The sequence below is a fragment of the Terasakiella sp. genome (assembly GCF_048267425.1).
GTDB lineage: Bacteria > Pseudomonadota > Alphaproteobacteria > Rhodospirillales > Terasakiellaceae > Terasakiella.
Genome location: NZ_JBLWXN010000004.1, coordinates 228,326 through 252,934 on the forward strand (window position 1 = coordinate 228,326; position 24,609 = coordinate 252,934).

Here is a 24,609-nt window from a genome sequence, read left to right on the forward strand (position 1 = left end):
GAGAGCCTACTAGGCGGATGCTTTGGCTTTGGTTTCCACTTGTGCGGGTTTGACTGTGTTCGGTGCAGGTTCCACCTTAACACTCAGCTTAAACTCACCTTCGGCCAATCGTTTGCAATGGCCTTCAAGGAAAGCGCCTGTCTCGATTGACAAGTTGTCATGCAAGATATCACCGACCACGTGGGCGCTTTTGGCAAGACTGACGTTTCGGGCTTTTATTTGTCCGACGACTTTGCCATGTACGCGAATGGATTCCGCGACAATTTCGCCCGTGATATGGGCCGTATCCCCAACAAGCAGATCATGGCTTTGAATATCACCGATCACCTTACCGTCGATTTGGATTTCACCGTCACTTTTCATGTTGCCGGTAATAGTTAAATCTTCACTGATAATAGATGGCGGTACACGTTTGTTTGGCGTAGAACCAGTTGTGGGTGTGGACCTTTTTTTACTAGCCTTGGAAAACATTACGTCCTGCCTTTATGAATTTGAACGGGTCAACGTTTGTGCCATTTACACGTACTTCATAGTGCAAATGCGCCCCCGTGCTGCGACCGGTACTGCCGACCAGTCCAATTTTAGTTCTATAATCGACCGGATCACCTTTTTTCACGAGTATCTTATGAAGGTGACCATATCGTGTTTCAATGCCGTTTCCGTGGTCCACCATGATGAAATTACCATAGTTTCCTTTCCAGCCGACAAAGGTAACTTTGCCAGGGGCGGTCACATAAACGGGCGATTTCTTTGATGCTGCCATATCAAGACCATAATGAACAGCCCATCTTTTGTTTACAGGGTCCCGGCGTTTACCGTAACGGCTGCTGATATAATAATAATCCAGAGGCTGTGCCAAAGGCAAGGATTGTCGTATCCCTTGCAGACCTTGCCAGCGTGCAAGATGTCGATCAATTGCGTTTAACTGGATTTCTTCAGGTGCAGGCATTTCGTCTGATACTTTGCCTGTGGCAGCAATGAACGGTCCACCGGATGCTGTGGTATCCTGATCCATGTTGCTGAGCATTTTATCCGGGTCAAGACCGGCAATTGTCAGGATATTTTCAATATCTGCAATTTCTTCACTGGCTTGATCACTGACACGTTTGATCAACTCTTCCTGACTTTGATTCAGGTGCGCCATTTTAATTTCGGCAGCCCGTAATTTTTCTTCAATCCGTTGTTTTTGCAGCCGCGCCGTGTTGCGTTCAGCCAAGGCCGTCTGTAAATCCATTTCCTTGAGGGAAAGGTCACCTTTAAGGGAATAGTTGCGATTGGCGAGTTCACGCATGGATTCTTCAATGGAATGAAGCTGCGAGTTCAATTGGCGGCGTGCAACCTGTGCTTCTTTACGGGCGGATTCTGCTGATACCAAACGATCCTTATTTTCAAGGATGTTTTGATCAAGGCTTGCGACCAACTTGGAATGGTTGGCTTCCAGCTCGTTACTGATATTCGTGAATTTGCTCTGGTATTCGGTCACTTCGCTGAGAAGACTGCGGTAAGCCACCTGAACGCTGAGAATTTCCTTATCCTTGGCGAGGAGTTCGTAATCATGCATAAAATGAGTTGCGCTCGTAAAGGCAGACCAAGTCAGGAAGGCCAGAACCCCGGCGCTGACACTCATTTGAAAGCGTTTTGAGATGCAGAAGTATTTGACGTCACCGTCGGTACGCAAGACCAATTGACGTTCGGGGAAATGTTTGTCGGTAAACTCTTTTGTTTTTTCTACAAAACTTTTGTACCGTGTTTCAGAATTGCTCATGTGCCCCTAGGTATTGTTAGACAGCCCTGAATGTAACGTAATATTTTCAAACCTTTAGCAGGTTCTTATCTCAAATATTTGTCGGTGACATGATCGGAAAGCTCCAACCAATCCACCGCTTTTATACAGTGGTTTGAGATGTAACGCTACGGCAATAATAAAAAAAATGTAATTTCTTTCCAATATCATCTGCTGTTTCTATGATACGCAAAGAGTCTTAAAAGATTGTTATTTTTAAATTCGGTATAAGATTGTGACTAACATTAAGAAATTAAATAAAAAATTTATATTATCCCCGGCGGGGATTTTGGCGACATGGTTTTTTTCCGGCCTTTTGCCCAAGGCACCGGGGACATGGGGATCGTTGGCCGCCTTGCCTTTTGCATGGGGTATTCAATATTGGGGTGGTTGGCAGGCTTTGGCCGTGGCCAGCGTTGTTGTTTTTCTGGTCGGTTGGTGGGCCGCTCATGTGTTTGAAGCTAAATCTGGCGTCAAAGATCCCGGGGCCGTTGTCATTGACGAAGTTGCCGGGCAATGGCTGGTTCTTTTACCCGCTGGTCTGGATCCGTTACTTTATCTCGTGGGGTTTGCCTTGTTCCGTTTGGTTGATATTTTTAAACCGTGGCCAGCTTGCTGGTTTGACAAGAATGTACATGGTGGGTTGGGCATCATGTTGGATGATGTTGTTGCAGCCCTTTATGGACTGATTGTCTTATATTTTTTGAATATCCAGCTTGCAGGGATGTAAATTTATGAAACTGGATCAATTGGCGACGCAAACATTACAGGCCTGTCGGGACCACCGTTTAACGGTTGCGACGGCAGAATCTTGTACAGGTGGGATGATTGGGGCGGCTTTAACCGCGATTGCCGGATCGTCCGATGTGGTGGATCGTGGGTTTATCACCTATTCCAATCAGGCGAAAATGGATCTGCTATCGGTGGAATCCGATGCACTGGATCAACAGGGGGCAGTGAGTGAAATTGTCGCCCTGCAAATGGCCCAAGGTGGATTGAGGGCGGCAAAAACGGATTTATGTGTTGCGGTAACGGGAATTGCCGGCCCCGGTGGCGGGAGTGAAGAAAAGCCGGTTGGTCTGGTGTATCTGGCCTGCGCCAAAAAAGACAGCGCCCCGATTGTAGAGCGCCATGTCTTTGAAGGAGATCGTGATCAGGTACGTTTTCAGACAGCCAAGCGTGCGTTGGAACTGTTGAAAATTCAGGCGTTGGTACCGTAAAGTTCGATGGCCCGTTTTTGAAAGGCTGACATCATAAGCTGAACAGCTTCGTTAAAGACAGCGCCCATGACCTTCTGCAGTAAGGCGGAACGGAATTCAAAGTCGACAAAAAAGTCAATTTCACATCCGCCTTCCGGCTTGTCCGTAAATTTCCAGTGACTGTTCAGATACTTAAACGGACCATTCTTATAGACGATCTTGACTTCTTTGTCGGGATCAAGCGTCACTTCGGATGTATATTTTTCACGGATCATTTTAAAGCCGATCACCATGTCGGCAATCATCACGTTATTTTCAACGGACCTGATACGGGTCGCCAGACACCAAGGCAGAAAATCCGGATAGGAGGCCACATCGGCGACGAGTGCATACATCTGCGCCGCCGAATAAGGGCTATATTTTATTTCTGCATGTGTCGGCATGAATTCGATTTAAAGCTATTTCTGTTTCGCCAAAAGTTCTTCACGGGCAGCGCGCAACTTTGCAAAATCGTGATCTGCGTGATAGCTCGATCTGGTCAGCGGGGTTGAAGAAACCAGCAAGAACCCCTTACGTTTAGCGATTTTTGCATATTCTTCAAACTCTTCCGGCGTCACAAAACGATCAATCGCTGCGTGCTTCGGTGTGGGTGCTAAGTACTGCCCAATGGTGAGAAAGTCAACATCGGCGCATCGCATATCGTCCATTACCTGAATGACTTCTTCTTTTGTTTCACCCAGACCAACCATAATGCCGGACTTGGTAAAGATATGCGGGTCAATCTCTTTTGCTTGCTGTAAGACGCGCAAAGAGTAGAAATAACGTGATCCCAATTGGACAGACGGGAACAGGCGTGGCACGGTTTCAAGGTTATGGTTGAACACATCGGGTTTGGCTGCCACGACCTGTTCCAACGCCCCTTTTTTGCCCCGGAAATCCGGTGTTAGGATTTCAATCGTGGTGCCGGGTGATTTTTCGCGGATACGATCAATGCATTGTACAAACTGGTCCGCCCCGCCATCATCTAGGTCATCCCGATCAACAGAGGTGATAACCACATGTTTTGCCCCCATCGTTGCAACAGAAATGGAAACGTTTTCAGGTTCCATCGGGTCCGGCGCGTTGGGTTTGCCCGTGATAACGTTACAGAAAGTACAGGCCCGTGTACAAATTTCGCCAAGGATCATAAAGGTGGCGTGCTTGCGTTCCCAGCATTCGCCAATATTAGGGCAGGAAGCTTCTTCACAAACCGTATGCAGTTTTTTATCGCGCATCAGGTCGCGTGTTTCTTTGTAACCTTTAGAAACAGGTGCCTTTACACGAATCCAGTCGGGTTTACGCTGGATCGGGTTGTCCGGGTTCTTCTGTTTCTCGGGGTGACGCAATTTTTGTGCTTCACTCATGCTTTTTGATCCTTTTAACGCTTCAGGTGTTCCTACCCACAGCAAGTCTTTGACGGCTTTATAGCCTCGATTGTAGCCGATGCCACATATTTTTCGATACCGCGCCCGGGTGCCCAGTCTTTGATATAGTCGCGGCTTTCTTCTTTGACGTCGATTTTAATCTGTTCAAATCCGGCTGTTTCCAACCATTTTGTCAAATCTTGTACCGAGGCGGCACCAGAAACGCAACCACATAGAAGTTCCGTATCTTTTTGAATGTCTTCAGGCATATCATGTGTTTGAACAACGTCAGAGATCGCAACACGTCCGCCAGGTTTTAAGATACGATATGATTCTTCAATAACGCGGTCTTTACGTGGGGATAAGTTCACTACGCAGTTGGAAATGATGACATCAACCGTATTGTCTGCAATGGGCAGATTTTCAATTTCGCCCAATCGGAAATCAACATTTGTTGCTCCGATTTTGTGTGCGTTGTCGCGGGCTTTGCGCAACATATCAGGTGTCATATCCACCCCAATCACCTGCCCGTTTTTACCGACCTGACGCGCAGCAAGAAAACAATCAAAACCGCCACCGGAACCAAGGTCCACAACGGTTTCACCCGGTTTCATCGCTGCAATCGCAGATGGGTTACCACATCCCAGTCCCATGTTTGCCCCATCAGGAACGGCGGCAAGTTCTTCATCGCTATAGCCAAAATTTTTGGCGAATTCTTCCGCACTCGGCACTTCGGCGCCACCCGTTGCAGGCAGGCAACACCCGGCATTGCCCCCAGAATTGGCGATTGCGGCATAGCTTTCAGAAACAGCTTTATGCACATCGTCCTCAGACTGAACTTCTGTTTGTGGACCGCAGCAACTGGACATGGAAAACCTCTTAAAATAATTGTGAAGACAAAGACAGGGAAGAAACTAAAGCCCCCTCCCCGTCTTGATCAATTCACAAAAGCGTGTGTCCTTCATTTTTTGAAAGACACGACATGAACTAGAAGTGGATGGCTTTACCGTAAGCATCCAAAACCGATTCATGCATCATTTCCGACAAGGTCGGATGTGGGAAGACCGTATGCATCAGGTCGGCTTCCGTCGTTTCCAGTGTTTTGGCAACACCAAAGCCCTGGATCAGTTCGGTTACCTCAGCCCCGACCATATGGGCGCCCAGCAATTCGCCGGTCTTTTCATCAAAGACGGTTTTAACCAGCCCTTCCGGTGCGCCCAAGGCAATGGCCTTGCCGTTGCCCATGAACGGGAACCGACCGACTTTCACCTTATAACCTTTGTCTTTGGCAGCTTTTTCCGTCAAGCCAACCGATGCCACTTGCGGTTCGCAATATGTACAACCCGGAATAAGGGATTTATCCAATGGGTGAACATCTTTCACGCCTGCAATTTTTTCAACGCAGATGATGGCTTCGTGGGAGGCTTTGTGGGCCAAACACGGCGCACCTGCCACATCACCGATTGCATAAACACCGTCAGCCGATGTTTTACAATAACCGTCAATGGCAACAAAACCGCGTTCGTCCAGTTTCACACCTGCAGCTTCCAGACCGATATTTTCCACGTTCGGAACCACACCGACAGCCGTAATAACCTTATCAACTTTGATTGTTTCGGTCTTGCCACCTTTTTCCAAGGTTGCGGTTACACCGTCCGCCGCTTTATCCAGTTTTTTAACAAGTGTCCCTGTTTTGAACTTCATGCCACGTTTTTCCATTGCTTTTTTAGCAAATGCGGAAATTTCGGCATCTTCGACGGGCATAATGCTGTCTAAAGCTTCGACAACGGTGACATCTGCGCCAAAAGTATGGAAGAAGTTGGCAAATTCAATCCCGATGGCACCACTGCCGATGACCAGCAGAGATTTCGGGACTTCATTGGGTACCAAGGCTTCCATATAGGTCCAGACCTGTTTGCCGTCGGGCTCCAATCCGGGGAAGGATTTCGCACGTGCGCCTGTGGCCATGATGATGTTTTTGGAAGACAACGTGGTAAAGACTTTACCGTCTTTTTCGACAGAAAGTTTACCGCCGCCCAGCAACTTGCCGTAACCGTCAAACACCTGCACCTTGTTTTTCTTTAACAAGTGGCCCACGCCACCGGACAGTTGTTTGGACACACCGCGAGAACGTTCAACGATCTTGGCGAGGTCAAAGGAGACCTCCTTGGCGCCCAGACCGAAGTTAGCGGCATGTTTCATATGTTCGTAGATTTCTGCAGAACGCAGAAGCGCCTTGGTTGGGATACAGCCCCAGTTCAGGCAAATCCCACCCAGATGCTTGGCTTCAACGAGGGCTGTTTTCAGCCCCAGTTGTGCCGCGCGAATTGCACCGACGTAGCCACCCGGGCCTGCGCCGACGACAATGACGTCAAAATTTGTATCGGACATCTTTTCTCTCTTTCCCGGGTTAAAGCATCAATGCGATCGGATCTTCGATCAAGGTTTTGAGTTCCTTGATAAAGGCCGCGCCTGTGGACCCGTCAATGCAACGGTGATCAACGGCCAGTGTCAGGGTGACAACGGTTGCAACAGCAAGGGCACCATCCTTAACAACAGGGCGCTGTTCGCCGGCACCGACGGACAGGATGCCGCCTTGGGGTGGGTTGATGATGGAGTTAAAGCTTTTGATCCCAAACATGCCAAGGTTGGAGATAGTAAATGTCCCGCCTTGATATTCTTCCGGTGCCAATTTACCGTCACGGGCGCGTGCGGCCAGATCTTTGGCCTCATTTGCCAATGTCGCTAAGCCTTTGGAAGCGGCATCTTTGATGATCGGCGTGATCAGGCCACCTTCAACGGCAACGGCGATTGCCATATCGACCCGTTTAAATTTCAAAATCGCCCCATCAGTGAAAGCCACATTGCAATCCGGGACACGTGTCAGGGCCAAAGAGGTGGCCTTAACCAGAAAATCGTTAACCGAGATCTTGTAATCGGCACCATCACGGCTGTTGAGTTCTTTACGCAAAGCCATCAACTTGTCGATTTCCACGTCCACTTGCAGGTTAAAGTGCGGGATATCACGGGCTGATTCCGTCAAACGTTTGGCAATGGTTTTGCGCATGTTTGAATTTGGAACTGCGTCGTAGTCCGGCAGCAATTTAAAGATCGGATCATCAACGCTAATGGTTTTGCTTTCGCTCGCGGCTGCTTTGGGTGCAGCTTTCGCTTCCGGTGCGGCTGGTGTCGCTTTGCCTGTACCAGCAGCCAGAGCCGCATCAATGTCGCGTTTGACGATACGACCACGCGGGCCTGTACCAGACAAGGCTTCCAGGTCTAAACCTTCTTGGGCAGCAATTCGGCGTGCCAAGGGGCTTGAGAAAATGCGATCCCCCGTCTCTGTGCTGGGGGCTGCCGGTGTCGGGGCTGGGGCTGCATCGGGTTTTGCCGGTGCGTCGGCCTGCGCCGGGGCACTGGGGGCCGGTGCTGCTGTCTCTGCCCCTTCAAGGGCGCTTGCGTCTTCGCCGTCTTCCAGCAACAGGGCGATCAGTTCGTTGACTTTCACGCCTTGTGTGCCTTCGGCAACGAGGATTTTACCGATAACGCCTTCGTCAACGGCTTCGACTTCCATTGTGGCTTTATCGGTTTCAATCTCGGCAATCACGTCGCCGGATTCAACGGTGTCGCCTTCTTTAACGCACCATTTTGCCAGATTACCTTCTTCCATCGTCGGAGAAAGTGCAGGCATCAAAATTTGAATAGGCATAATGCTGTTCCTTTATCCGAGGTTACTTGTAACAAACTGCTTTGGCGGCATTGACGATATCGTCGATCCGCGGCAAGGCGAGTTTTTCAAGGTTGGCGGCATATGGCATCGGCACGTCAGCACCGGCAATACGGGTAACAGGCGCATCCAGATAATCAAACGCATGTTCCATCACCTGTGCGGCGATTTCAGAACCGATGTTGGCGTAAGCCCAGCCTTCTTCGACCGTAACCAGACGGTTTGTCTTTTTCACAGACTCAACGATGGTATGTGTATCTAGCGGACGCAAGGAACGCAGGTTGATCACCTCGGCTGAAATGCCTTGTTCTGCAAGCTTCTCAGCCGCTTCCAATGCCCAGCCAACCGTGATGGAATAAGCCACCAATGTGACGTCTGTACCACTGCGTTCAATCTTGGCTTTACCGAAGGGAACAACGAAATCTTCGTCTGTCGGGCAATCAAATGTTTTGCCGTAAAGAACTTCGTTTTCCAGTACAATCACCGGGTTAGGATCACGAATAGCGGCCTTGAGCAACCCTTTCGCATCTTCGGCGGAATAAGGCACAACGACCTTAAGGCCCGGACAGTGCGCATACCAAGACGCATAACATTGTGAATGTTGTGCCGCAACGCGTGAAGCGGCCCCGTTGCACCCACGGAAGACGATCGGACAGGGAATTTCCCCACCGGACATATAAAGTGTTTTAGCTGCAGAGTTGATGATATGATCAACGGCCTGCATGGCAAAGTTAAAGGTCATAAATTCGACAACGGGTTTCAAACCGGACCATGCAGCGCCGACACCTAAGCCAGTAAAGCCGATTTCGGTGATCGGTGTATCAACAACGCGCTTGTCGCCAAATTCTTCCAGCAAGCCTTGAGAAATTTTGTAAGCGCCTTGGTATTGGGCCACTTCTTCACCCATGATGAATACTTTTTCATCACGGCGGAATTCTTCAAACAAAGCAGTGTTGAGGGCTTGGCGGACGGTCATGGCCTCGGTCGGGCCTGTGTAGGCGTCTTCTGCAACGGCAACCGGGGCGGCTGATGCGGTCGGTGCGGCACTTGCTTCACTTTGCGCCGGGGCACTTTCCTGTACTGCCGGGGCAGCGGCGCCACCTGCTGAATAATTGTCGGCTGCGGCGGCATCTTCACCATCTTCGAGCAGCAAGGCAATCAGTTCATTTACTTTAACGTTTTGTGTGCCTTCAGGGATAACGATTTTGCCGAGAATACCTTCATCGACGGCTTCGACTTCCATTGTGGCTTTGTCGGTTTCGATCTCGGCAATCACATCACCGGATTCAACTTTATCACCTTCTGACTTGCACCATTTTGCAAGATTGCCTTCTTCCATGGTCGGAGAAAGCGCAGGCATAAGAATTTCAATAGGCATATTTTTTCCTCTATCTCTTAAACGCTTAGGCTTCGACCAACACGTCGGTCCATAGCTCGCTTTCTGCTGGTTCCGGGCTGGTTTGGGCAAATTCGGCGGACTTTGTCACAATGGCTTTAATTTCTTTGTCGATCTCTTTGAGACCGGCTTCGTCCATGTGATTGCCTTCGATCAAGAGATTGCGAACGAAATCAATCGGGTCGCTTTCTGAGCGGACTTTCTGGACCTCTTCCTTGGGGCGGTATTTCGCCGGGTCGGACATAGAGTGACCGCGATAACGGTATGTCTTCATTTCCAGAATGACCGGACCTTCGCCACGGCGACATTTTTCAGCCGCTTCACGGGCGGCTTCGCGGACTTCAAGAACGCTCATGCCGTTGACTTGAACGCCGGGAATGCCGTGTGCGGCCCCACGTTGAGACAGGTTGGTGTTGCTGGATGCACGCTCCAAGCTCGTACCCATGCCGTACTGGTTATTTTCAATGACATAAACAACCGGCAATTTCCATAGGGCCGCCATGTTAAAGGCTTCGTAAACCTGACCCTGATTGACCGCGCCATCACCCATATAGGCAAAGTTGACGCCGCCATCTTCTTTATATTTGTGACCAAAGGCAAGACCAGTTCCCAACGGGATTTGTGCCCCAACGATCCCGTGACCGCCGTAGAATCCTTTGTCTTTAGAGAACATATGCATCGAGCCGCCCTTCCCTTTGGAATAGCCGCCCTCGCGCCCTGTCAATTCAGCCATAACGCCGTCCGGGTCCATGCCGCAGGCCAGCATATGACCGTGGTCGCGATAGGATGTGATCAATGTGTCTTGTGGGTTGGCAATGGATTGAATGCCGACAACAACGGCTTCCTGTCCAATGTAAAGGTGGCAGAAACCACCGATAAGGCCCATGCCATACAGTTGACCGGCTTTTTCTTCAAAGCGGCGGATCAACAGCATGTCCTTATAGAATTTGATAAGTTCTTCAGGTGTGGACTCAGGTGACTTTTTCTTACCCCGAGTTGTACGTTTTGTTTGTGTTGCCATAAGGGCTCCCCTTGGCTGACCATGATAGGCAATAGATGCGAAGCAAATTTATACCCTGTTAAAACCTGAAAAGGGGCTGTGACGCAAGTTTTTCAAGGGGTATAACTATTTGTATTGCAGTGCAAAAAGTATATTTAACTTTATATTGGTTAATTATTGGGTGTATCTTATGCTGTGGTTTGACTTAGGCTGGGTTAGCGGTGCTACCATCAAGGTCCTAGTAAAACCTTCAAATTAACTAAAATCATATTAATATTTATAAGGTGTATATTGTTTGTAGTAGAAACAATAAGTGTACTTTTTAGAGGAATTGCACTTATTGCGGTGCAAAAATAGAAAAAAAGACAGAGGGCGGTATTTGAATACCGGATAAACATCCAGATTCGTAGAAAGCCTAATTTCATATTGTGAAAAATCAAAGGGTGACTTGGCCCGGTTGGGTTTTAGCGTAAACAACACAGTTACGGCCTTTGGATTTGGCTGTGTAGAGGGCTGAGTCGGCACTGAGCGTCAACTCTTCGCGTGACTGTGCATTTTCTGGATAACTTGCAAGGCCAAAGCTGGCTGTAATGGAAATAGTGATGTTTTGGTAATGCGTAATATGTTTTTCAATCACATTGCGCAATTTTTCGGCTAAGATGCAGGCTTCTTCACGTGATGTTGAGGGGCAGATCAGCATGAATTCCTCCCCACCCCAGCGAAAAAGATAATCTGATTTTCGGACGTGTTGGCTTAGAATTTGTGCTATATCCTTCAAGACCTGATCGCCAGCCAAGTGACCATATCTGTCATTTACAGTCTTGAAAAAATCCAAATCAAATAAAAGCACACTAAGCTGGTGCTTGCTACGTGCGGCAAATTCCAACTGTTTATCAAAAATTCGAATACATTCTCGTCGATTTCGAAGGTGGGTTAATTCGTCATAAGCCGCCATTTCCATCAGGCGCAGTTCATGTGTTTTGTAATCAGTAATATCGCGCACAATCCCTGTTAAGTTGAGGACTTCACCATTTTTGAGACGTTCTGTGATACAGCCAATATCATGGACCCACAAATAATGCCCATTGCGATTTTTAAGCCGATAGACGGATTCATATCTTTCACGCGTTCCTTGAATATGTTCTTCAAGTGCTTGCATAACGCGGGACAGGTCGTGAGGATGAATATTATTTTTCCAAGTTTCGACTTTTGTTTCCATCTCATCGGGGCCGTAGCCCAGCATTCTTTTTAAACTGGGTGAAAAATAGACACTGTTATCTATAATATTCCAATCCCATACACCATCGGAACTGGCATTGATTGCAGTCCATATATTCTTTTCACGGCCGATAAGGTCAGCTTCTTGTAGTTGTCGGTTGGTAATATCGCGGGCAATAGAAAGAAAGAGTTCTTTTCCCTGATACTGAATAACCGAGGTGATCACTTCAACGGGAAATATTGTACCGTTTTTGCGTTTGTGATTGCCAATGAAGGTAAAGCGTTTTGTCTCGTGGATAACTTGTGCAATGGAGGACCATTGTTGAGGGCCAATTACATCTTTTTGTAGACTGAGCACGGATTGATGAAGAACGTCATCTTCGTCCATCAGTAAGTCCTTATAGCCTGCCGGATTTACCCATAAAATTTTTGAACTGTCTGGTTCTATCAAATAGACAGCGTCAGAAATATGCGCACATAAGTTTTTGTAGAATTCGAGATTGGGGACAATATCATTGCATTCCATTTCCCTGACGTCCCCTTTCTTCTACAAAAAAATATAATTGTATGAATCAGTAAGAGAAATATGTAATGGAATCAAGGGCTAATTAATCAGATAAGACTAATTTTTAATCCAGCGGTAACCATGCTCAATTTTCGCTACCTGCAATTGATAATCTTCGTACCACTTTTCCTTACCAAGTTTGCGCGCTTCGATATGTTCGAGGTTTTTCTTCCAGTTTTGGATCGCGTCCAGGTCTTGCCAATAGGAAACGGTAATGCCTTTGCCTGCGGGTTCTCGTACACTTTCCATACCCAGATAACCGGGTTGCTGTTGTGCCAATTCAACCATACGGTCCGCCATTTGACCATATCCTTCTGCATCCTCATTTGTGCGTTGGTTGACAAAAATGACTGCGTAATAAGGCGGGTTTGGTAAGTTTTTTGCAGTCATGACTGTGTCTGTCCTATTCTATAACAATAGCAAATTCGTTGGGTGCGGCAAAATTGAGAACGGCACGCGCACGTTCTTCCAACATATCGGGATCTAAACTATCAGAGCGCAGCAAATAAACACGATGTTCAAGCTGTTGGCGTTCTGCCCGAATTTGGTCCAATTGGAGTTGGGTTTTTTCAATGCGATTTTGATAATCAAGCAACGCTCGGATGCCGCCATCGCCCTGTACAAAATGATAGGCAAAATTAAGAACCACGCACACACCAAGAACCGGGAGGAAAATTCCCGGCTGAAACTTGGTCCTTATGGTGCGCCAAGCTTTCATTTTTACCCTATCCAAAAGAAGTACTGATCCTCTTTTTATGCACACAATTGGTAAACAAATTCTATATAGATCGTGATTGTTCGACAAAATAAATAGAAAAAGGCCGTCTCCAGTTCAATGGAGACGGCCTTTTAGAGAAACCAAAAATGTTTCTTTTATGAGCGTAGAACCGAACGACCTGCGTAAACAGCAGAAGAACCAAGCTCTTCTTCAATGCGGATCAATTGGTTGTATTTCGCAATACGATCAGAACGGCTGAGAGAACCGGTTTTGATCTGACCGGCATTTGTTGCAACCGCGATGTCGGCAATTGTCGAATCTTCCGTTTCACCAGAACGATGCGAAATAACAGCTGTGTATTCTGCTTTTTGTGCCATTTCTACAGCTTCCAACGTTTCAGACAGGGTCCCGATTTGGTTGACCTTGACCAAAATGGAATTGGCAACGCCTTGGTTGATCCCATCAGCCAAGCGTTTCGGGTTTGTTACGAACAGGTCATCACCGACCAATTGGCATTTATCACCAATTTTATCGGTCAGGATTTTCCAACCGTCCCAATCATCTTCGTCCATGCCGTCTTCGATGGAGACGATGGGGAATTTCTCAACCAAGTCAGCCAGATAATCAGCCATTTCAGCAGAAGACAGGGATTTCCCCTCGCCCGCCAATTCGTATTTACCGTCTTTGTAAAACTCGGAAGAGGCAACATCAAGAGCCAGAACAATGTCGTCCCCGGCTGTGTAACCTGCATTTTCAATAGCGGTCATAATGAAGCTCAAAGCTTCTTCAGAAGAACCGACAGCCGGTGCAAAACCACCTTCATCACCAACATTGGTGTTGTGGCCTGCGGCTTTCAGGGCGGCTTTCAGGGCATGGAAAACTTCGGCACCCATGCGAATAGCTTCGCGGATGGATGAGGCGCCAACCGGCATGATCATAAATTCCTGAATATCAACCGGGTTGTCTGCATGGGCACCACCGTTGATGATATTCATCAGTGGTACCGGCAATTCACGCGCAAAGACACCGCCAAGATATTTATAAAGCGGCAGGCCAGCTTCTTCAGCAGCCGCACGTGCAACCGCCATAGAAACGCCCAACATAGCGTTTGCACCCAGACGACCTTTGTTTTCTGTGCCATCCAGATCGATCATGGTTTGGTCGATCAACAGCTGTTCGTCAGCTTCCATACCCAACAGCGCATCGAAGATTTCACCGTTGACGGATTCAACAGCGTTCTCAACCCCTTTGCCGAGGTAGCGTTCTTTGTCGCCATCGCGCAGTTCAACGGCTTCGTGGACACCGGTGGAGGCACCGGACGGAACGGCAGCGCGACCAAACGCACCTGATTCCAGCAAAACGTCAACTTCAACAGTAGGATTGCCACGGCTGTCGAGAATCTCGCGACCGTGAATATCGATAATGGCGCTCATTAAAAAAGCCCTCTCGGAAGATCAGAAAACAAAATGGAAAATAGTGCCCGTTTGATACTTGGTTGGGCACAAAAAAGCAAGAAAATACCCAATTCATTAACAAGGACAAAAAACACAAGATGTAACGGGGAGAAGGATAGCTTCCCCCCGCCATACGAAAGTATTTCTTAGTCTGCGCGGACCTCTGTGAGGAAATCATCTACAGCCTTGTTCAATTGGCTGGAGTTTGCATTTAAGGCATCGGCTGCACTGACAACTTCATTTGAGACAGTAAGTGTTTGGTCAGAAGAAGAAGAAACTTTTTTGATATGCTCGGAAACACGTCCGGTACTTTGTGCTGCGGATTGTGCGCTGTTGGCAATTTCCTGTGTTGCGGCGGTTTGTTCTTCAACTGCGGCTGCTATTCCTGAAGAAACCTCGCGAACACGCTCCACAACATCACTGATTTCAGTGATTGAGACAACCGCATCACCTACAGCAGATTGAACAGCTGTAATTTGACTGGAAATTTCCTCAGTTGCTTTGGATGTTTGGTTGGCTAGATTTTTTACTTCAGTGGCAACAACGGCGAAGCCTTTTCCCATCTCTCCGGCTCGCGCGGCTTCAATTGTAGCATTTAATGCCAATAAATTGGTTTGATCTGCAATACCGTTAATCAGGGCAATGACTTCACCAATTCGATCAGCCGAGGAGGAAAGAACTTCCATCTGTTTGGCCGTCACGTTTGCTTTTTCAGCTGCATTTTGGGCAACGGTGCTGGCTTCACTCACTTGTCGGCTTATTTCTTGAATTGAGGAATGAAGCTCTTCGGAAGCAGCGGCAACGGTGGATACGTTATCTGTCGCATCTGCTGCGCTCTCTCTGACATGTAGGGCCTCAGAACTTGTTGTATGTGAAATATGCGTCATGCTTTCTGCGTTGGCATTCAAGCTTTGAGTGGCTTTAACAACTGAATTGACGATTGAACCGACAGATTTTTCGAAATGATCTGCCATGTCCAGCAAGGCTTTCTTTTGTTTGGCAGCAGATTCATGTTCCTTGTGTTTTGCAAGTTCTTCAAGTTCATGGTTGGTAATGGCTTGTTTTTTGAAAGACTCCAGAGATTGGGCAAAGTTTCCAACTTCGTCGTTACGTTCAAGATAGGGAACGTTAATTTCCAGATCGCCATTCACAAGGCGTTTCATCTGTACTTGCAAAGCTTTTAACGGGATTTTGATGCTGCGTGCGATGAAATAGCCAACGCTGCAAGTAATGCATAATATGAAAATGGTGATGATTGCACCAAAGGTTAGCTCTCTCTTAAACACGGCATCAACATCGTCAATATAGATCCCCGTACCGATGACCATATCCCAATCTTTGGAATATTCTGCGTAACTTACTTTGGGAACAGCTTGTTCTTTACCCTTCTTATTCCATTTGTAACTTACATACCCACCCCCTTTTTCGGCAGCTTCAATCAACTTTTTAATAATGGGGTTTCCGTCAACATCTTTTAATCCAATAAGGTTTTTACCTTTTAATTTTGAACTGGGGTGAGCGACCATATCTCCGGCATTTGTGATTGCAAATACATAATCGCCGTCACCAAAAGTCATGGCTGATAAAGCTGCTATTAAATTTGCTTTAGCATTATCGGCGGGCATTTTTCCGTCAAGAGTGAGTTGATGATACGATTTTGCAATGTTGACGCCCGTCTGGACAATATTTTTGATTGTTGTTTTCCGGTCTTCGATCAGATTGGAATGTAATGAACGAAGGTCTAATGCGAAAACAACGAAAATTCCAATTGCTGAAATGGAGATTAAGATGGCGAGTCTCTGTGCTAAACTCATTTGGATTTTCACTTTCGTAACAGTTTAAATGCAGCCTAATACCCATAAAAGTTTTAGGTGTTTTCTATGTAAAGATACCTTAAATTAGATAAATGTAAAAGTTCTACATGCTGTAAATATACGGTTAAGTTGTTGAATTATAAGCTTAAATACTCATTAAGAGTTTTAACTTTCTATTTATAAACTTTATACGAGTGTTTGGAGCCAGGTTAATTCACTTTGGAATAGGCAAAAAAAAGCTCCCGGAATATGTATCCGGGAGCTTCTTGAAATTAAGAGTTTCTTGAGTTAATAAGTCGCCATACCAACCAGATCGACCGGGTTGGCTTTTGCAACTTCATCCAAGGCTTTCAGCGTTTCCAGAACGCCTTTCAGCTTGTGGACCGGGATCATGTTCGGGCCATCTGAAATGGCTTTGTCCGGGTCATTGTGGGTTTCGGCAAAAACCCCTGCAATGCCCAAGGCAATGGCGGAACGTGCAATAACCGGGGCCAATTCGCGGCGACCACCGGAGCTATTGCCCTGCCCGCCCGGTTGTTGGACGGAATGGGTACAATCAATGATAACCGGATAGCCGGTATCATGGGCCATTTGCGGCAGGCCGCGCATATCTGTCACAAGCGTGTTGTAGCCAAAGCTGGAACCGCGTTCGGTAATTAAAATGTTCTCATTACCGGTTGAGGCCACTTTTTTGCAGACATTGGGCATATCCCAAGGGGCAAGGAATTGACCCTTTTTAACGTTTACTGCCTTGCCGGTTTGGCCTGCTGCCAAAAGAAGATCGGTCTGACGGCATAAAAAGGCCGGGATTTGCATCATGTCGCAAACTTCAGACACAACCGCGCATTGGTCTTCGGTATGAACATCGGTGATAACGGGGCAACCGTATGTGTCTTTCACTTCCTGAAAGATGGAAAGGGCTGGCATAATACCAATACCGCGATTGCCTGCCACCGATGTACGATTGGCTTTATCAAACGAAGATTTGTAAATCAGACCGATACCAAGATCGGAACACATTTCCGTTAAGGCATGGGCCATTTCAAGGGCATGGTTGCGCCCTTCCATAGAACAAGGTCCGGCGATCAGGCAAAAAGGCAGATCGTTGCCAAAGGTGACATTGCCGACTTGAACGTGTTTTTGCGCAACCATGATTGTTTCCCTTGATTATACCAAACGGTTCTGTTCGATCGCCGCCTTGATGAAGGCTGTAAAGATCGGGTGCGGGTTTGTCGGGCGTGATTTCAGTTCCGGGTGGAATTGAACGCCAATAAAGAACGGATGTCCCGGCAATTCAACGATTTCAGGCAAAATACCGTCAGGTGACAGACCAGAGAATTTCATGCCGGCATCTTCAAGTTTTTGTTTGAAATCGACATTGACTTCATAGCGGTGACGGTGACGTTCTGAAATTTCATTGGCACCGTTATAAATATTGTACGCCAAGGTATCGGGCACAAGTGAGCAAGGATAAGCGCCCAGGCGCATCGTGCCGCCCAGATCACCATCTTCACTGCGTTTTTCCTTGCTACCGTCTTCTTTTGCCCATTCGGTCATCAATCCGACAATTGGTGTTTTGCAGGCGCCGAATTCGGAAGACCCTGCCCCGTCGATGCCCGCCATGTTTCGGGCGGTTTCAATAACAGCCATTTGCATACCGAGACAGATCCCGAAATAAGGGACTTTTTCTTCACGGGCATATTTGATGGCGGCAATTTTGCCTTCAGCACCGCGTTCACCGAACCCACCGGGAACCAAAATCGCATCTTTGTCTTCCAACTGCGCCAGACCACCTTCTTCAAGAAGAGTTTCGGCATCAATCCAATGTTGATTGACTTTGACGTTGTTGGCGATGCCGCCGTGGGTCATGGCTTCGGCCAATGACTTATAGGCTTCCAGAAGTTCTGTATATTTACCTACAATACCGATGTTCACTTCGCCTTCCGGTTCCAGAACGCGATGAACGATTTCTTCCCACTTGGATAGATCCGGTTCCGGTGCAGCCATGCCGAAGTGTTTAAGAACGACTGTGTCGAGTCCTTCTTCGTGATAAGAAAGAGGTACACGATAGATGGTGTCCACATCCAGTGCCGGAATGACGGCATCTTCGGCAACATTACAGAACAGGGCGATTTTGCGACGCTCGCCTGCCGGGATTTCACGATCACAACGACAGAGCAACGCATCCGGGCTGATGCCCAGACCAAGTAATTCTTTGACCGAGTGTTGGGTCGGTTTGGTTTTTAATTCACCTGCCGCAGGAATATAAGGCACTAAGGTGGTGTGCAGGTACATGGTGCGCCCACGCCCCAACTCGTTACCCATTTGGCGAATGGCTTCTAAAAATGGCAACGATTCAATATCACCGACCGTACCGCCGACTTCAACGAGGATAAAATCTTCGTCGGTTACATTGGCTTTGGTAAATTCTTTAATGGCTTCGGTCACATGCGGGATAACTTGTACCGTTGCGCCCAGATATTCGCCAGCACGTTCTTTTTGAATGACGGTGGAATAGATTCGCCCGGAGGTTACGTTGTCGCTTTGCATGGCATTGACCGATGTAAAGCGTTCATAGTGACCAAGGTCCAAATCGGTCTCCGCGCCGTCATCGGTGACGAAAACTTCGCCATGTTGATACGGGCTCATGGTGCCCGGATCGACGTTCAGATAAGGGTCAAGTTTGCGCAGTCTAACTTTAAACCCGCGGGCTTGGAGACAGGCGCCCAGCGCAGCTGAACCCAGACCTTTTCCCAAGGATGAAACCACACCGCCAGTGATAAAAATATAACGTGTCATATCAAACAACCTAAACGTCGATCAAATTCATTCAAAGAAGAAGAGGCAGTCATTTGACCGCCTCTTTCACCTAATTTCAAGCTTGCTTTTAAACCAAAAGCAAAAACTTATTTTGCTAGAGGCGCACCCGGCTCATCGGACTTCTCCGGTGCCGGTGCAGATTGTTCTACTGCGGCCGGTGCACTTGTGTCCGTATCTAAAATAGAGGTGGTGTTGCGCTCTGCATTGGCAAGCAATGACAGGATCAGGCTTGTCAGCATGAAACCGCCAGCAAGAAGCCCCGTTGCACGCGTTAACAAGCTTGCTGCGGAACGCCCGGTCATCAGACCGCTCATACCGCCACCGCCACCGCCGCCACCAAGGCCGCTTAATGCGCCACCTTCAGAGCGTTGGATCAAAACCAGAATGATCAGGCCGAGGCACAAGATCAAATGAATAACGAGAAGTACGTTTGTCATCGCTTCTCTTCCATCCTTACATTCAAACAAATCGAGCGAGCGTAAAAATTACGCCCGCGAAAAAATCTTGGCGCTTCTTTTAGCGCGAAGTTTCCTTAAAGGCTAGGACAACTTTGCGCAATTGCCCAAAAATCTTCTGCTTTTAGGGCAGCACCACCAATCAGCCCCCCATCAACATCAGGGAGAGCCAGTAATTCCTTGGCATTTTCGGGTTTCATCGACCCGCCATAGAGAATACGAATGCCATCCGCTGTTTCTTGACCAAGTTTCGCGGCTAAAGTTTTGCGAATATCGCCATGAACATTCTGTACATCGTTTGGAGTCGCGACTTTACCTGTGCCGATTGCCCAAACAGGTTCATAAGCAATGACCGTATTGTCCGCGCGTGCCCCTTCCGGGACAGAATCTTTAATTTGTGATGTGACGACTTCCAGTGTTTTACCGTTTTCGCGTTCGGCTTCGGTTTCACCGACACAGATAATCGCGGTTAATCCTTCGTCCTGTGCTGCGATGGCTTTTTGTTTTACCAGTTCGTCGGTTTCTTTGTGATTGGTGCGACGTTCAGAATGACCAAGGATAACGTGGCTGCACCCGGCATCTTTTAACATGGCAGCGCTAACATCACCTGTATGGGCGCCTTTTTCTGCTGTGTGGCAATCTTGCGCCCCTAAAAAGACACCCGTGCTATCAAGGACATGACCAACGGTTTCGATGACGCTAAAGGGGGGACAGATCAATAAATCAAACGCATCCTGGGATTTGTTTTTCCGCAGGGTTCCGATTTCGTCGGCCAAGGCACGTGCATCTGCACGCAGGCCATTCATTTTCCAGTTACCGGCAATTAACGGACGTCGTGCACTCATAATGTCCACCCTCATTCATTCTGTCATGTCAAATGATGTTTAAGATTTGTCCTGCTTTTACACAATTTGCCTATTAAGAGCCAGAAGATAATCTAAAAAATGACCAATCCTAAGGCCTTGTTATGTCAGTTTTCTGTGTTCGATGGAGGAAAAGAGGCAAATTGTCACAATATTGGCAAATTTTGAGTGTTTAAGCTGTTGCGAGGTCGTGCTTCCTTACTTATGATGCGCACCAAATTTATAACTCCTCTTAATCGTTGGATTGTCTTCATCATGCTCGATGGTTTTCGCAAACACTCTAATTCTATAGTCGTTAAAACCCTTTTATTCCTGTTGATCGCGAGTTTCGCGGCATGGGGGATTGGGGATATGTTGCGCCCCGCAGCAACTGGTAACTCGGTTGCAACAGTCGATGGCAAGGAAATCTCGGCACAGGAAGTCTATAATGATTTCCAGCGTGAAATGGCCCGTATGCGTCAGTTGACCGGGGATCAAGGGGTTGACGAAAATCTGTCCAAGGCCATTGGCGGCAGTGTGGTTGATCGTGCAATTAACCGTACTCTGTTGGCGGTAAACGCGGACGATCTGGATGTTGCGATTAGCGATGAACAAGTCGCTAAAGAAATCCGATCCACTGAAATGTTTTTGGAAGATGGCAAATTCAGCCGGGCACGGTTTGAACAAGTCATGTTTTCCAACCGCCTGAACGAAGCGCAGTATATTGAACTTGTGCGTGGCGATCTTGCCCGCGAACAAGTCATCAGTGTCTTAAACAGTGGTGTTTATATGCCGGGCAGTGCAGCCAAGGACCTGTACGTTTATTTACAGGAAAAACGTTCTGCAGATGTTTTGACAGTTGGTCTGGATACCGTTGGCGATATTCCCGCCCCGACGGAAGAAGAAGTTCGTAAATATTACGAAGACAACATCGATTCATTTATGGCACCGGAATATCGCGGCTTGACCCTGTTGCATATTACGCCTGCTGCGATTGCCAAAACAATCGACGTTCCGCTTGAAAAAATCGAAGATGCGTTCAGTGCCCGCCATGCTGAATTTAAAAAGCCGGCGCGCCGCACCGTTGAGCAAATCGTCTTTGCAAATGAAGAAGACGCCAAGAAAGCCGCACAAGAACTGGCCGAAGGTAAAGCTTTTGCTGAATTAGGTGGCGAGGTGCTGGAACTCGGCGATGTGACCAAAGAAGAATTGCCGGAAGATTTGCGCGAAGTCACTTTTGCCTTGTCTAAAGGCGAAGCCAGTGCACCGGTTCAATCATTGCTTGGTTGGCACATTGTCCATGTCAGTGACGCGGTGGAAGCGGTTGATCCGACATTTGATGATTTGAAAGATGAATTACGTGATGCTGTTGCCCTTGAACTGGCAACGGAAGAAGTGTTCGCGATTTCAAATCAGATTGAAGATGCCTTGGGCGGCGGTGCGACAATTGAAGAGGCGGCAAAAGCTGTCGGTTTCGATGTTGTGAGCATTGCATCAACTGATGATCGTGCCAACAGCAAAGATTATAAGAAGGTCGAGGCATTAAAAGGGCAGCAAGCCATTTTGGATGAAGCCTTCCAACTGGATATGAACGCTGAACCGGTGATGAAAGATGACGGCCAAGGCGGTTATTTCATGGTTCGCGTTGATAATATCACCAGCAGTAAAGCGCGTCCGTTTGAGGATGTAAAACTGGCTGTTGAATCTTTCGTTCTTGATTTGAAGAAATTTGATGCTGCCAAGAAAAAAGCAGAAGAAGTCGTTGCCAAAATCAAATCAGGTACACCGATTGCACAAGTAGCTGAAGAAGCAGGACTGGTATTGACCAGTGAAATGAACTTCACTCGCATGGATGCGAAATTGCCCAAAGACGTTGTTAAAACTTTGTTTGAAAGCAACGTTGGTGATACGGCGATTGGGGCAACGCAAAACGGTCAAATCATTGCCGTACTGAGTGAAATCAAATCGACAGACGGTGATGCTGATAAATCCCAAATCGAAGCGTTACGTGGCGAAATGGTGAACGCAGTTTCCAATGATATGCAGACCCAATTCGTAAACGCCCTGCGCAGTCGCTACAGCGTCAATGTCGACCGTGCAATGGTTAATCGTCTCTTTGTGTCAGAGTCTCAATAATATGATTGCTTTCCCCGAATTTTCCGCTTTTGAAAAACTTTATCAAAATGGAACGGCACAGGTTGTGTGGACCAAACAGGTTGCCGACTTGGAAACGCCTGTTTCTGCGATGATGAAGTTGGCGCAAGGTGAGCCTGATAGTTTCCTGTTGGAATCTGTTGAAGGCGGTGCCAAGCGTGGTCGTTATTCATTTTTGGGTTTGAAACCCGATGTGACATGGCGGTGTTTCGGGGAAAAGGCAGAGATCAACCGCAATGCCGGATTGACACGTGATACTTTTGAGGCTTGCGATAAAACGTCGCTGGATTCCTTGCGTGCCTTGATTGACGAAAGTGCGATCGAGCTACCAGCCCCCCTGCCCCCGATGGCTGCTGGCCTTGTGGGGTATATGGGCTATGACACGGTGCGCTTGATGGAAAAGCTGCCAGATAATAACCCTGACCCGCTTGGCATTCCCGATGGGGTGTTTATGCGCCCGACGATCATTGCCGCCTTTGATAATATCGAGGACGTGGTTACGATTGTCACCCCTGTGCGCCCACAAATGGGATTAAGCGCCAAGGATGCGTATGATGCAGCACTGGATCGTTTGCAGGAAATTGTCGATGGACTGCAATCCAGTTTGCGGATCAGTCGCGACTTTAACGAAAATATTGGTGAATTGCCGGAACCTGTGTCGAATATGAGCCGTGAAGATTTTCATGGCATGGTTCATAAGGCACAAGAATACATTCTGGCCGGTGATATTTTTCAGGCTGTGTTGTCGCAACGCTTTACCCTGCCCTTTGAATTGCCGCCTTTTGCGCTTTATCGATCCTTGCGTCGATTGAACCCGTCTCCGTTCTTGTTCTTCCTTAATTTTGGGGAATTTTCATTGGTGGGGTCCAGTCCTGAAATTTTGGTCCGTCAACGCGATGGTGAAGTGACCATTCGTCCGATTGCCGGAACGCGTATTCGGGGCAAAGATGCTGCTGAAGATAAGGCCCTGATGGAAGACCTTCTGTCTGATCCAAAAGAATTGGCCGAACATTTAATGTTACTGGATCTGGGGCGCAACGATGTTGGACGTGTTGCCAAAATCGGGACGGTTAAAGTTACGGACCAAATGATTGTCGAGCTTTATTCCCATGTGATGCACATCGTGTCGAATGTGGTCGGTGAACTGGATACAGATCGATTTGACAATATGGATGCCTTAATCGGTGGTTTCCCTGCAGGGACTGTTTCTGGGGCGCCGAAGGTCCGGGCGATGGAAATTATTGATGAGCTGGAACCAGAACGTCGTAGTTTTTATGCGGGATGTATCGGCTATTTCGGGGCCAATGGTGATATGGATACCGCCATTGCCTTGCGCACGGCCTTGCTTAAAGATGGCAAGATGTATGTTCAAGCCGGTGGTGGTGTTGTTGCCGACAGCAGTCCGGAAGGTGAATATCAGGAAAGTATCAACAAGGCACGTGCCTTGGTTCGCGCAGCGGAAGAAGCCTATAAATTTGCTTCTGATGATAAGCAACGAAACTGATTTTATTCAGATTATTAAAAAATATAATAGCGTCGATCCTGGTAACCTCTTGGATCGACGCTATTTTTATGCTTTGAAGTGATCAAAGACTGTCCATGCGCCGATGGCGATGAAGCCGATACCCGCAATCAATTTCAGCGGTATATGGTCGAGATATTTTCCTGCCGCAGCGCCCAGAATAACGGCGATTGCGGTTGATGCCACCAAAGCGGCGGCAGCGGCAATAAAAACAAACAGCGGACTATGGTTTTTATCCGATGCGAATAAAACCGTTGCCAATTGGGTCTTATCTCCCAGTTCTGCTAAAAAAACAGTGACAAAAATGGGGAGCAGGTAACCAAGGTTCATTCCGCTTTTCCTTTAAAATCAAAGCCTGCGTCTTCGACGGCCTCTGAAATGGCTGCATCATCGTCAATACCACTGACCGTCACGGTTTTCTTTTCCAGGTCCACTTGAATGTCTGCGGTGTCGTTTAAGGATTTAAGGGCATTTGTGACAGCTTGTGCACAATGGCCGCATGTCATGCCGTCAACGATATATGTATTAGTCATCCGGGA

General features: G+C 47.7%; 24 protein-coding genes. 4 read left to right on the forward strand and 20 right to left on the reverse strand.

Annotation, left to right across the window (positions count from 1 at the left end):
* Positions 1–9: 9 nt before the first annotated feature.
* Complete coding sequence (locus ACN0VA_RS08940) at positions 10–471, reverse strand: bactofilin family protein (RefSeq protein WP_417820806.1); 462 nt, start codon at positions 469–471, stop codon at positions 10–12.
* The gene (locus ACN0VA_RS08945) at positions 455–1,765 is read right to left on the reverse strand and encodes a peptidoglycan DD-metalloendopeptidase family protein (protein ID WP_417820807.1); all 1,311 of its coding nucleotides are present in this window, start codon (positions 1,763–1,765) and stop codon (positions 455–457) included. The genes ACN0VA_RS08940 and ACN0VA_RS08945 overlap by 17 nt, the downstream gene beginning before the upstream one ends.
* 307 nt (positions 1,766–2,072) lie before the next feature.
* Here ACN0VA_RS08945 and ACN0VA_RS08950 point away from each other — a divergent pair, with 307 nt between their 5' ends.
* Positions 2,073–2,513: a phosphatidylglycerophosphatase A gene (locus ACN0VA_RS08950; RefSeq protein WP_417820808.1), complete on the forward strand. Its 441-nt coding sequence runs from the start codon at positions 2,073–2,075 to the stop codon at positions 2,511–2,513.
* Between the two features lie 4 nt (positions 2,514–2,517).
* Positions 2,518–3,003 carry a CinA family protein gene (locus ACN0VA_RS08955; protein ID WP_417820809.1) on the forward strand — a complete coding sequence of 162 codons (486 nt, stop codon included), beginning with the start codon at positions 2,518–2,520 and terminating at the stop codon, positions 3,001–3,003.
* Here ACN0VA_RS08955 and ACN0VA_RS08960 read toward each other — a convergent pair.
* The 16 genes from ACN0VA_RS08960 to tpiA all read right to left on the reverse strand — a co-directional run bounded on the left by ACN0VA_RS08960 (position 2,985) and on the right by tpiA (position 20,397).
* The gene (locus tag ACN0VA_RS08960; RefSeq protein WP_417820810.1) at positions 2,985–3,425 is read right to left on the reverse strand and encodes a type II toxin-antitoxin system RatA family toxin; all 441 of its coding nucleotides are present in this window, start codon (positions 3,423–3,425) and stop codon (positions 2,985–2,987) included. The two genes, ACN0VA_RS08955 and ACN0VA_RS08960, sit on opposite strands and share 19 nt — an antisense overlap.
* Positions 3,426–3,440: 15 nt before the next feature.
* Positions 3,441–4,385 (reverse strand): lipoyl synthase, encoded by a 945-nt coding sequence (gene lipA, locus ACN0VA_RS08965; protein WP_417820811.1) that lies wholly within the window; start codon positions 4,383–4,385, stop codon positions 3,441–3,443.
* Between the two features lie 32 nt (positions 4,386–4,417).
* Positions 4,418–5,254 (reverse strand): arsenite methyltransferase, encoded by an 837-nt coding sequence (locus ACN0VA_RS08970; RefSeq protein ID WP_417820812.1) that lies wholly within the window; start codon positions 5,252–5,254, stop codon positions 4,418–4,420.
* Between the two features lie 118 nt (positions 5,255–5,372).
* Positions 5,373–6,776, reverse strand: coding sequence for a dihydrolipoyl dehydrogenase (gene lpdA / locus ACN0VA_RS08975; RefSeq protein ID WP_417820813.1), 1,404 nt, complete (start codon positions 6,774–6,776; stop codon positions 5,373–5,375).
* Positions 6,777–6,795: 19 nt separating this feature from the next.
* A complete protein-coding gene (locus tag ACN0VA_RS08980; protein WP_417820814.1) occupies positions 6,796–8,094 on the reverse strand; it encodes a pyruvate dehydrogenase complex dihydrolipoamide acetyltransferase in 1,299 nt (432 codons plus the stop codon).
* Between the two features lie 22 nt (positions 8,095–8,116).
* On the reverse strand, positions 8,117–9,490 hold the full coding sequence (locus ACN0VA_RS08985; protein WP_417820815.1) for a pyruvate dehydrogenase complex E1 component subunit beta: 1,374 nt from the start codon (positions 9,488–9,490) through the stop codon (positions 8,117–8,119).
* A 25-nt stretch (positions 9,491–9,515) separates the two neighbouring features.
* Positions 9,516–10,529 (reverse strand): pyruvate dehydrogenase (acetyl-transferring) E1 component subunit alpha, encoded by a 1,014-nt coding sequence (gene pdhA / locus ACN0VA_RS08990; RefSeq protein WP_188660241.1) that lies wholly within the window; start codon positions 10,527–10,529, stop codon positions 9,516–9,518.
* Positions 10,530–10,944: 415 nt separating this feature from the next.
* On the reverse strand, positions 10,945–12,252 hold the full coding sequence (locus tag ACN0VA_RS08995; RefSeq protein ID WP_417820816.1) for a diguanylate cyclase: 1,308 nt from the start codon (positions 12,250–12,252) through the stop codon (positions 10,945–10,947).
* 96 nt (positions 12,253–12,348) lie between these two features.
* Entirely contained in the window at positions 12,349–12,681 is a 333-nt protein-coding gene (locus tag ACN0VA_RS09000; RefSeq protein ID WP_417820817.1) for an antibiotic biosynthesis monooxygenase family protein, read from the reverse strand.
* A 13-nt stretch (positions 12,682–12,694) separates the two neighbouring features.
* Positions 12,695–13,009 (reverse strand): FtsB family cell division protein, encoded by a 315-nt coding sequence (locus ACN0VA_RS09005; protein ID WP_417820818.1) that lies wholly within the window; start codon positions 13,007–13,009, stop codon positions 12,695–12,697.
* A gap of 155 nt (positions 13,010–13,164) precedes the next feature.
* Positions 13,165–14,442 carry a phosphopyruvate hydratase gene (gene eno, locus ACN0VA_RS09010; RefSeq protein WP_417820819.1) on the reverse strand — a complete coding sequence of 426 codons (1,278 nt, stop codon included), beginning with the start codon at positions 14,440–14,442 and terminating at the stop codon, positions 13,165–13,167.
* Between the two features lie 167 nt (positions 14,443–14,609).
* Positions 14,610–16,289 carry a methyl-accepting chemotaxis protein gene (locus ACN0VA_RS09015; RefSeq protein WP_417820820.1) on the reverse strand — a complete coding sequence of 560 codons (1,680 nt, stop codon included), beginning with the start codon at positions 16,287–16,289 and terminating at the stop codon, positions 14,610–14,612.
* 276 nt (positions 16,290–16,565) lie between these two features.
* Entirely contained in the window at positions 16,566–17,429 is an 864-nt protein-coding gene (gene kdsA / locus ACN0VA_RS09020; protein WP_417820821.1) for a 3-deoxy-8-phosphooctulonate synthase, read from the reverse strand.
* Positions 17,430–17,444: 15 nt separating this feature from the next.
* Positions 17,445–19,076 carry a CTP synthase gene (locus ACN0VA_RS09025; RefSeq protein WP_417820822.1) on the reverse strand — a complete coding sequence of 544 codons (1,632 nt, stop codon included), beginning with the start codon at positions 19,074–19,076 and terminating at the stop codon, positions 17,445–17,447.
* Between the two features lie 107 nt (positions 19,077–19,183).
* Entirely contained in the window at positions 19,184–19,534 is a 351-nt protein-coding gene (gene secG / locus ACN0VA_RS09030) for a preprotein translocase subunit SecG (RefSeq protein ID WP_417820823.1), read from the reverse strand.
* 95 nt (positions 19,535–19,629) lie between these two features.
* Positions 19,630–20,397: a triose-phosphate isomerase gene (gene tpiA / locus ACN0VA_RS09035; RefSeq protein WP_417820824.1), complete on the reverse strand. Its 768-nt coding sequence runs from the start codon at positions 20,395–20,397 to the stop codon at positions 19,630–19,632.
* A gap of 273 nt (positions 20,398–20,670) precedes the next feature.
* On the opposite strand from tpiA, the gene ACN0VA_RS09040 reads away from it, so the two are divergent.
* A complete protein-coding gene (locus tag ACN0VA_RS09040) occupies positions 20,671–22,530 on the forward strand; it encodes a SurA N-terminal domain-containing protein (protein ID WP_417820825.1) in 1,860 nt (619 codons plus the stop codon).
* A 1-nt stretch (position 22,531) separates the two neighbouring features.
* A complete protein-coding gene (gene trpE, locus ACN0VA_RS09045) occupies positions 22,532–24,052 on the forward strand; it encodes an anthranilate synthase component I (protein ID WP_417820826.1) in 1,521 nt (506 codons plus the stop codon).
* 66 nt (positions 24,053–24,118) lie between these two features.
* On the opposite strand, the gene ACN0VA_RS09050 is transcribed toward trpE, so the two are convergent.
* On the reverse strand, positions 24,119–24,400 hold the full coding sequence (locus ACN0VA_RS09050) for a TMEM165/GDT1 family protein (RefSeq protein ID WP_417820827.1): 282 nt from the start codon (positions 24,398–24,400) through the stop codon (positions 24,119–24,121).
* On the reverse strand, positions 24,397–24,603 hold the full coding sequence (locus ACN0VA_RS09055; protein ID WP_188660208.1) for a heavy-metal-associated domain-containing protein: 207 nt from the start codon (positions 24,601–24,603) through the stop codon (positions 24,397–24,399). Before ACN0VA_RS09055 ends, ACN0VA_RS09050 begins: the two co-directional genes overlap by 4 nt.
* Between the last annotated feature and the right edge of the window lie 6 nt (positions 24,604–24,609).

Bases quoted from the DNA above. Each gene is read 5' to 3' on its own strand.
- ACN0VA_RS08940 (WP_417820806.1), bottom strand. From the start codon at position 471: ATGTTTTCCAAGGCTAGTAAAAAAAGGTCCACACCCACAACTGGTTCT.
- ACN0VA_RS08945 (WP_417820807.1), bottom strand. From the start codon at position 1,765: ATGAGCAATTCTGAAACACGGTACAAAAGTTTTGTAGAAAAAACAAAA.
- ACN0VA_RS08955 (WP_417820809.1), top strand. From the start codon at position 2,518: ATGAAACTGGATCAATTGGCGACGCAAACATTACAGGCCTGTCGGGAC.
- ACN0VA_RS08960 (WP_417820810.1), bottom strand. From the start codon at position 3,425: ATGCCGACACATGCAGAAATAAAATATAGCCCTTATTCGGCGGCGCAG.
- lipA (WP_417820811.1), bottom strand. From the start codon at position 4,385: ATGAGTGAAGCACAAAAATTGCGTCACCCCGAGAAACAGAAGAACCCG.
- ACN0VA_RS08970 (WP_417820812.1), bottom strand. From the start codon at position 5,254: ATGTCCAGTTGCTGCGGTCCACAAACAGAAGTTCAGTCTGAGGACGAT.
- lpdA (WP_417820813.1), bottom strand. From the start codon at position 6,776: ATGTCCGATACAAATTTTGACGTCATTGTCGTCGGCGCAGGCCCGGGT.
- ACN0VA_RS08980 (WP_417820814.1), bottom strand. From the start codon at position 8,094: ATGCCTATTCAAATTTTGATGCCTGCACTTTCTCCGACGATGGAAGAA.
- ACN0VA_RS08985 (WP_417820815.1), bottom strand. From the start codon at position 9,490: ATGCCTATTGAAATTCTTATGCCTGCGCTTTCTCCGACCATGGAAGAA.
- pdhA (WP_188660241.1), bottom strand. From the start codon at position 10,529: ATGGCAACACAAACAAAACGTACAACTCGGGGTAAGAAAAAGTCACCT.
- ACN0VA_RS08995 (WP_417820816.1), bottom strand. From the start codon at position 12,252: ATGGAATGCAATGATATTGTCCCCAATCTCGAATTCTACAAAAACTTA.
- ACN0VA_RS09000 (WP_417820817.1), bottom strand. From the start codon at position 12,681: ATGACTGCAAAAAACTTACCAAACCCGCCTTATTACGCAGTCATTTTT.
- ACN0VA_RS09005 (WP_417820818.1), bottom strand. From the start codon at position 13,009: ATGAAAGCTTGGCGCACCATAAGGACCAAGTTTCAGCCGGGAATTTTC.
- eno (WP_417820819.1), bottom strand. From the start codon at position 14,442: ATGAGCGCCATTATCGATATTCACGGTCGCGAGATTCTCGACAGCCGT.
- kdsA (WP_417820821.1), bottom strand. From the start codon at position 17,429: ATGGTTGCGCAAAAACACGTTCAAGTCGGCAATGTCACCTTTGGCAAC.
- ACN0VA_RS09025 (WP_417820822.1), bottom strand. From the start codon at position 19,076: ATGACACGTTATATTTTTATCACTGGCGGTGTGGTTTCATCCTTGGGA.
- secG (WP_417820823.1), bottom strand. From the start codon at position 19,534: ATGACAAACGTACTTCTCGTTATTCATTTGATCTTGTGCCTCGGCCTG.
- tpiA (WP_417820824.1), bottom strand. From the start codon at position 20,397: ATGAGTGCACGACGTCCGTTAATTGCCGGTAACTGGAAAATGAATGGC.
- ACN0VA_RS09040 (WP_417820825.1), top strand. From the start codon at position 20,671: ATGCTCGATGGTTTTCGCAAACACTCTAATTCTATAGTCGTTAAAACC.
- trpE (WP_417820826.1), top strand. From the start codon at position 22,532: ATGATTGCTTTCCCCGAATTTTCCGCTTTTGAAAAACTTTATCAAAAT.
- ACN0VA_RS09050 (WP_417820827.1), bottom strand. From the start codon at position 24,400: ATGAACCTTGGTTACCTGCTCCCCATTTTTGTCACTGTTTTTTTAGCA.
- ACN0VA_RS09055 (WP_188660208.1), bottom strand. From the start codon at position 24,603: ATGACTAATACATATATCGTTGACGGCATGACATGCGGCCATTGTGCA.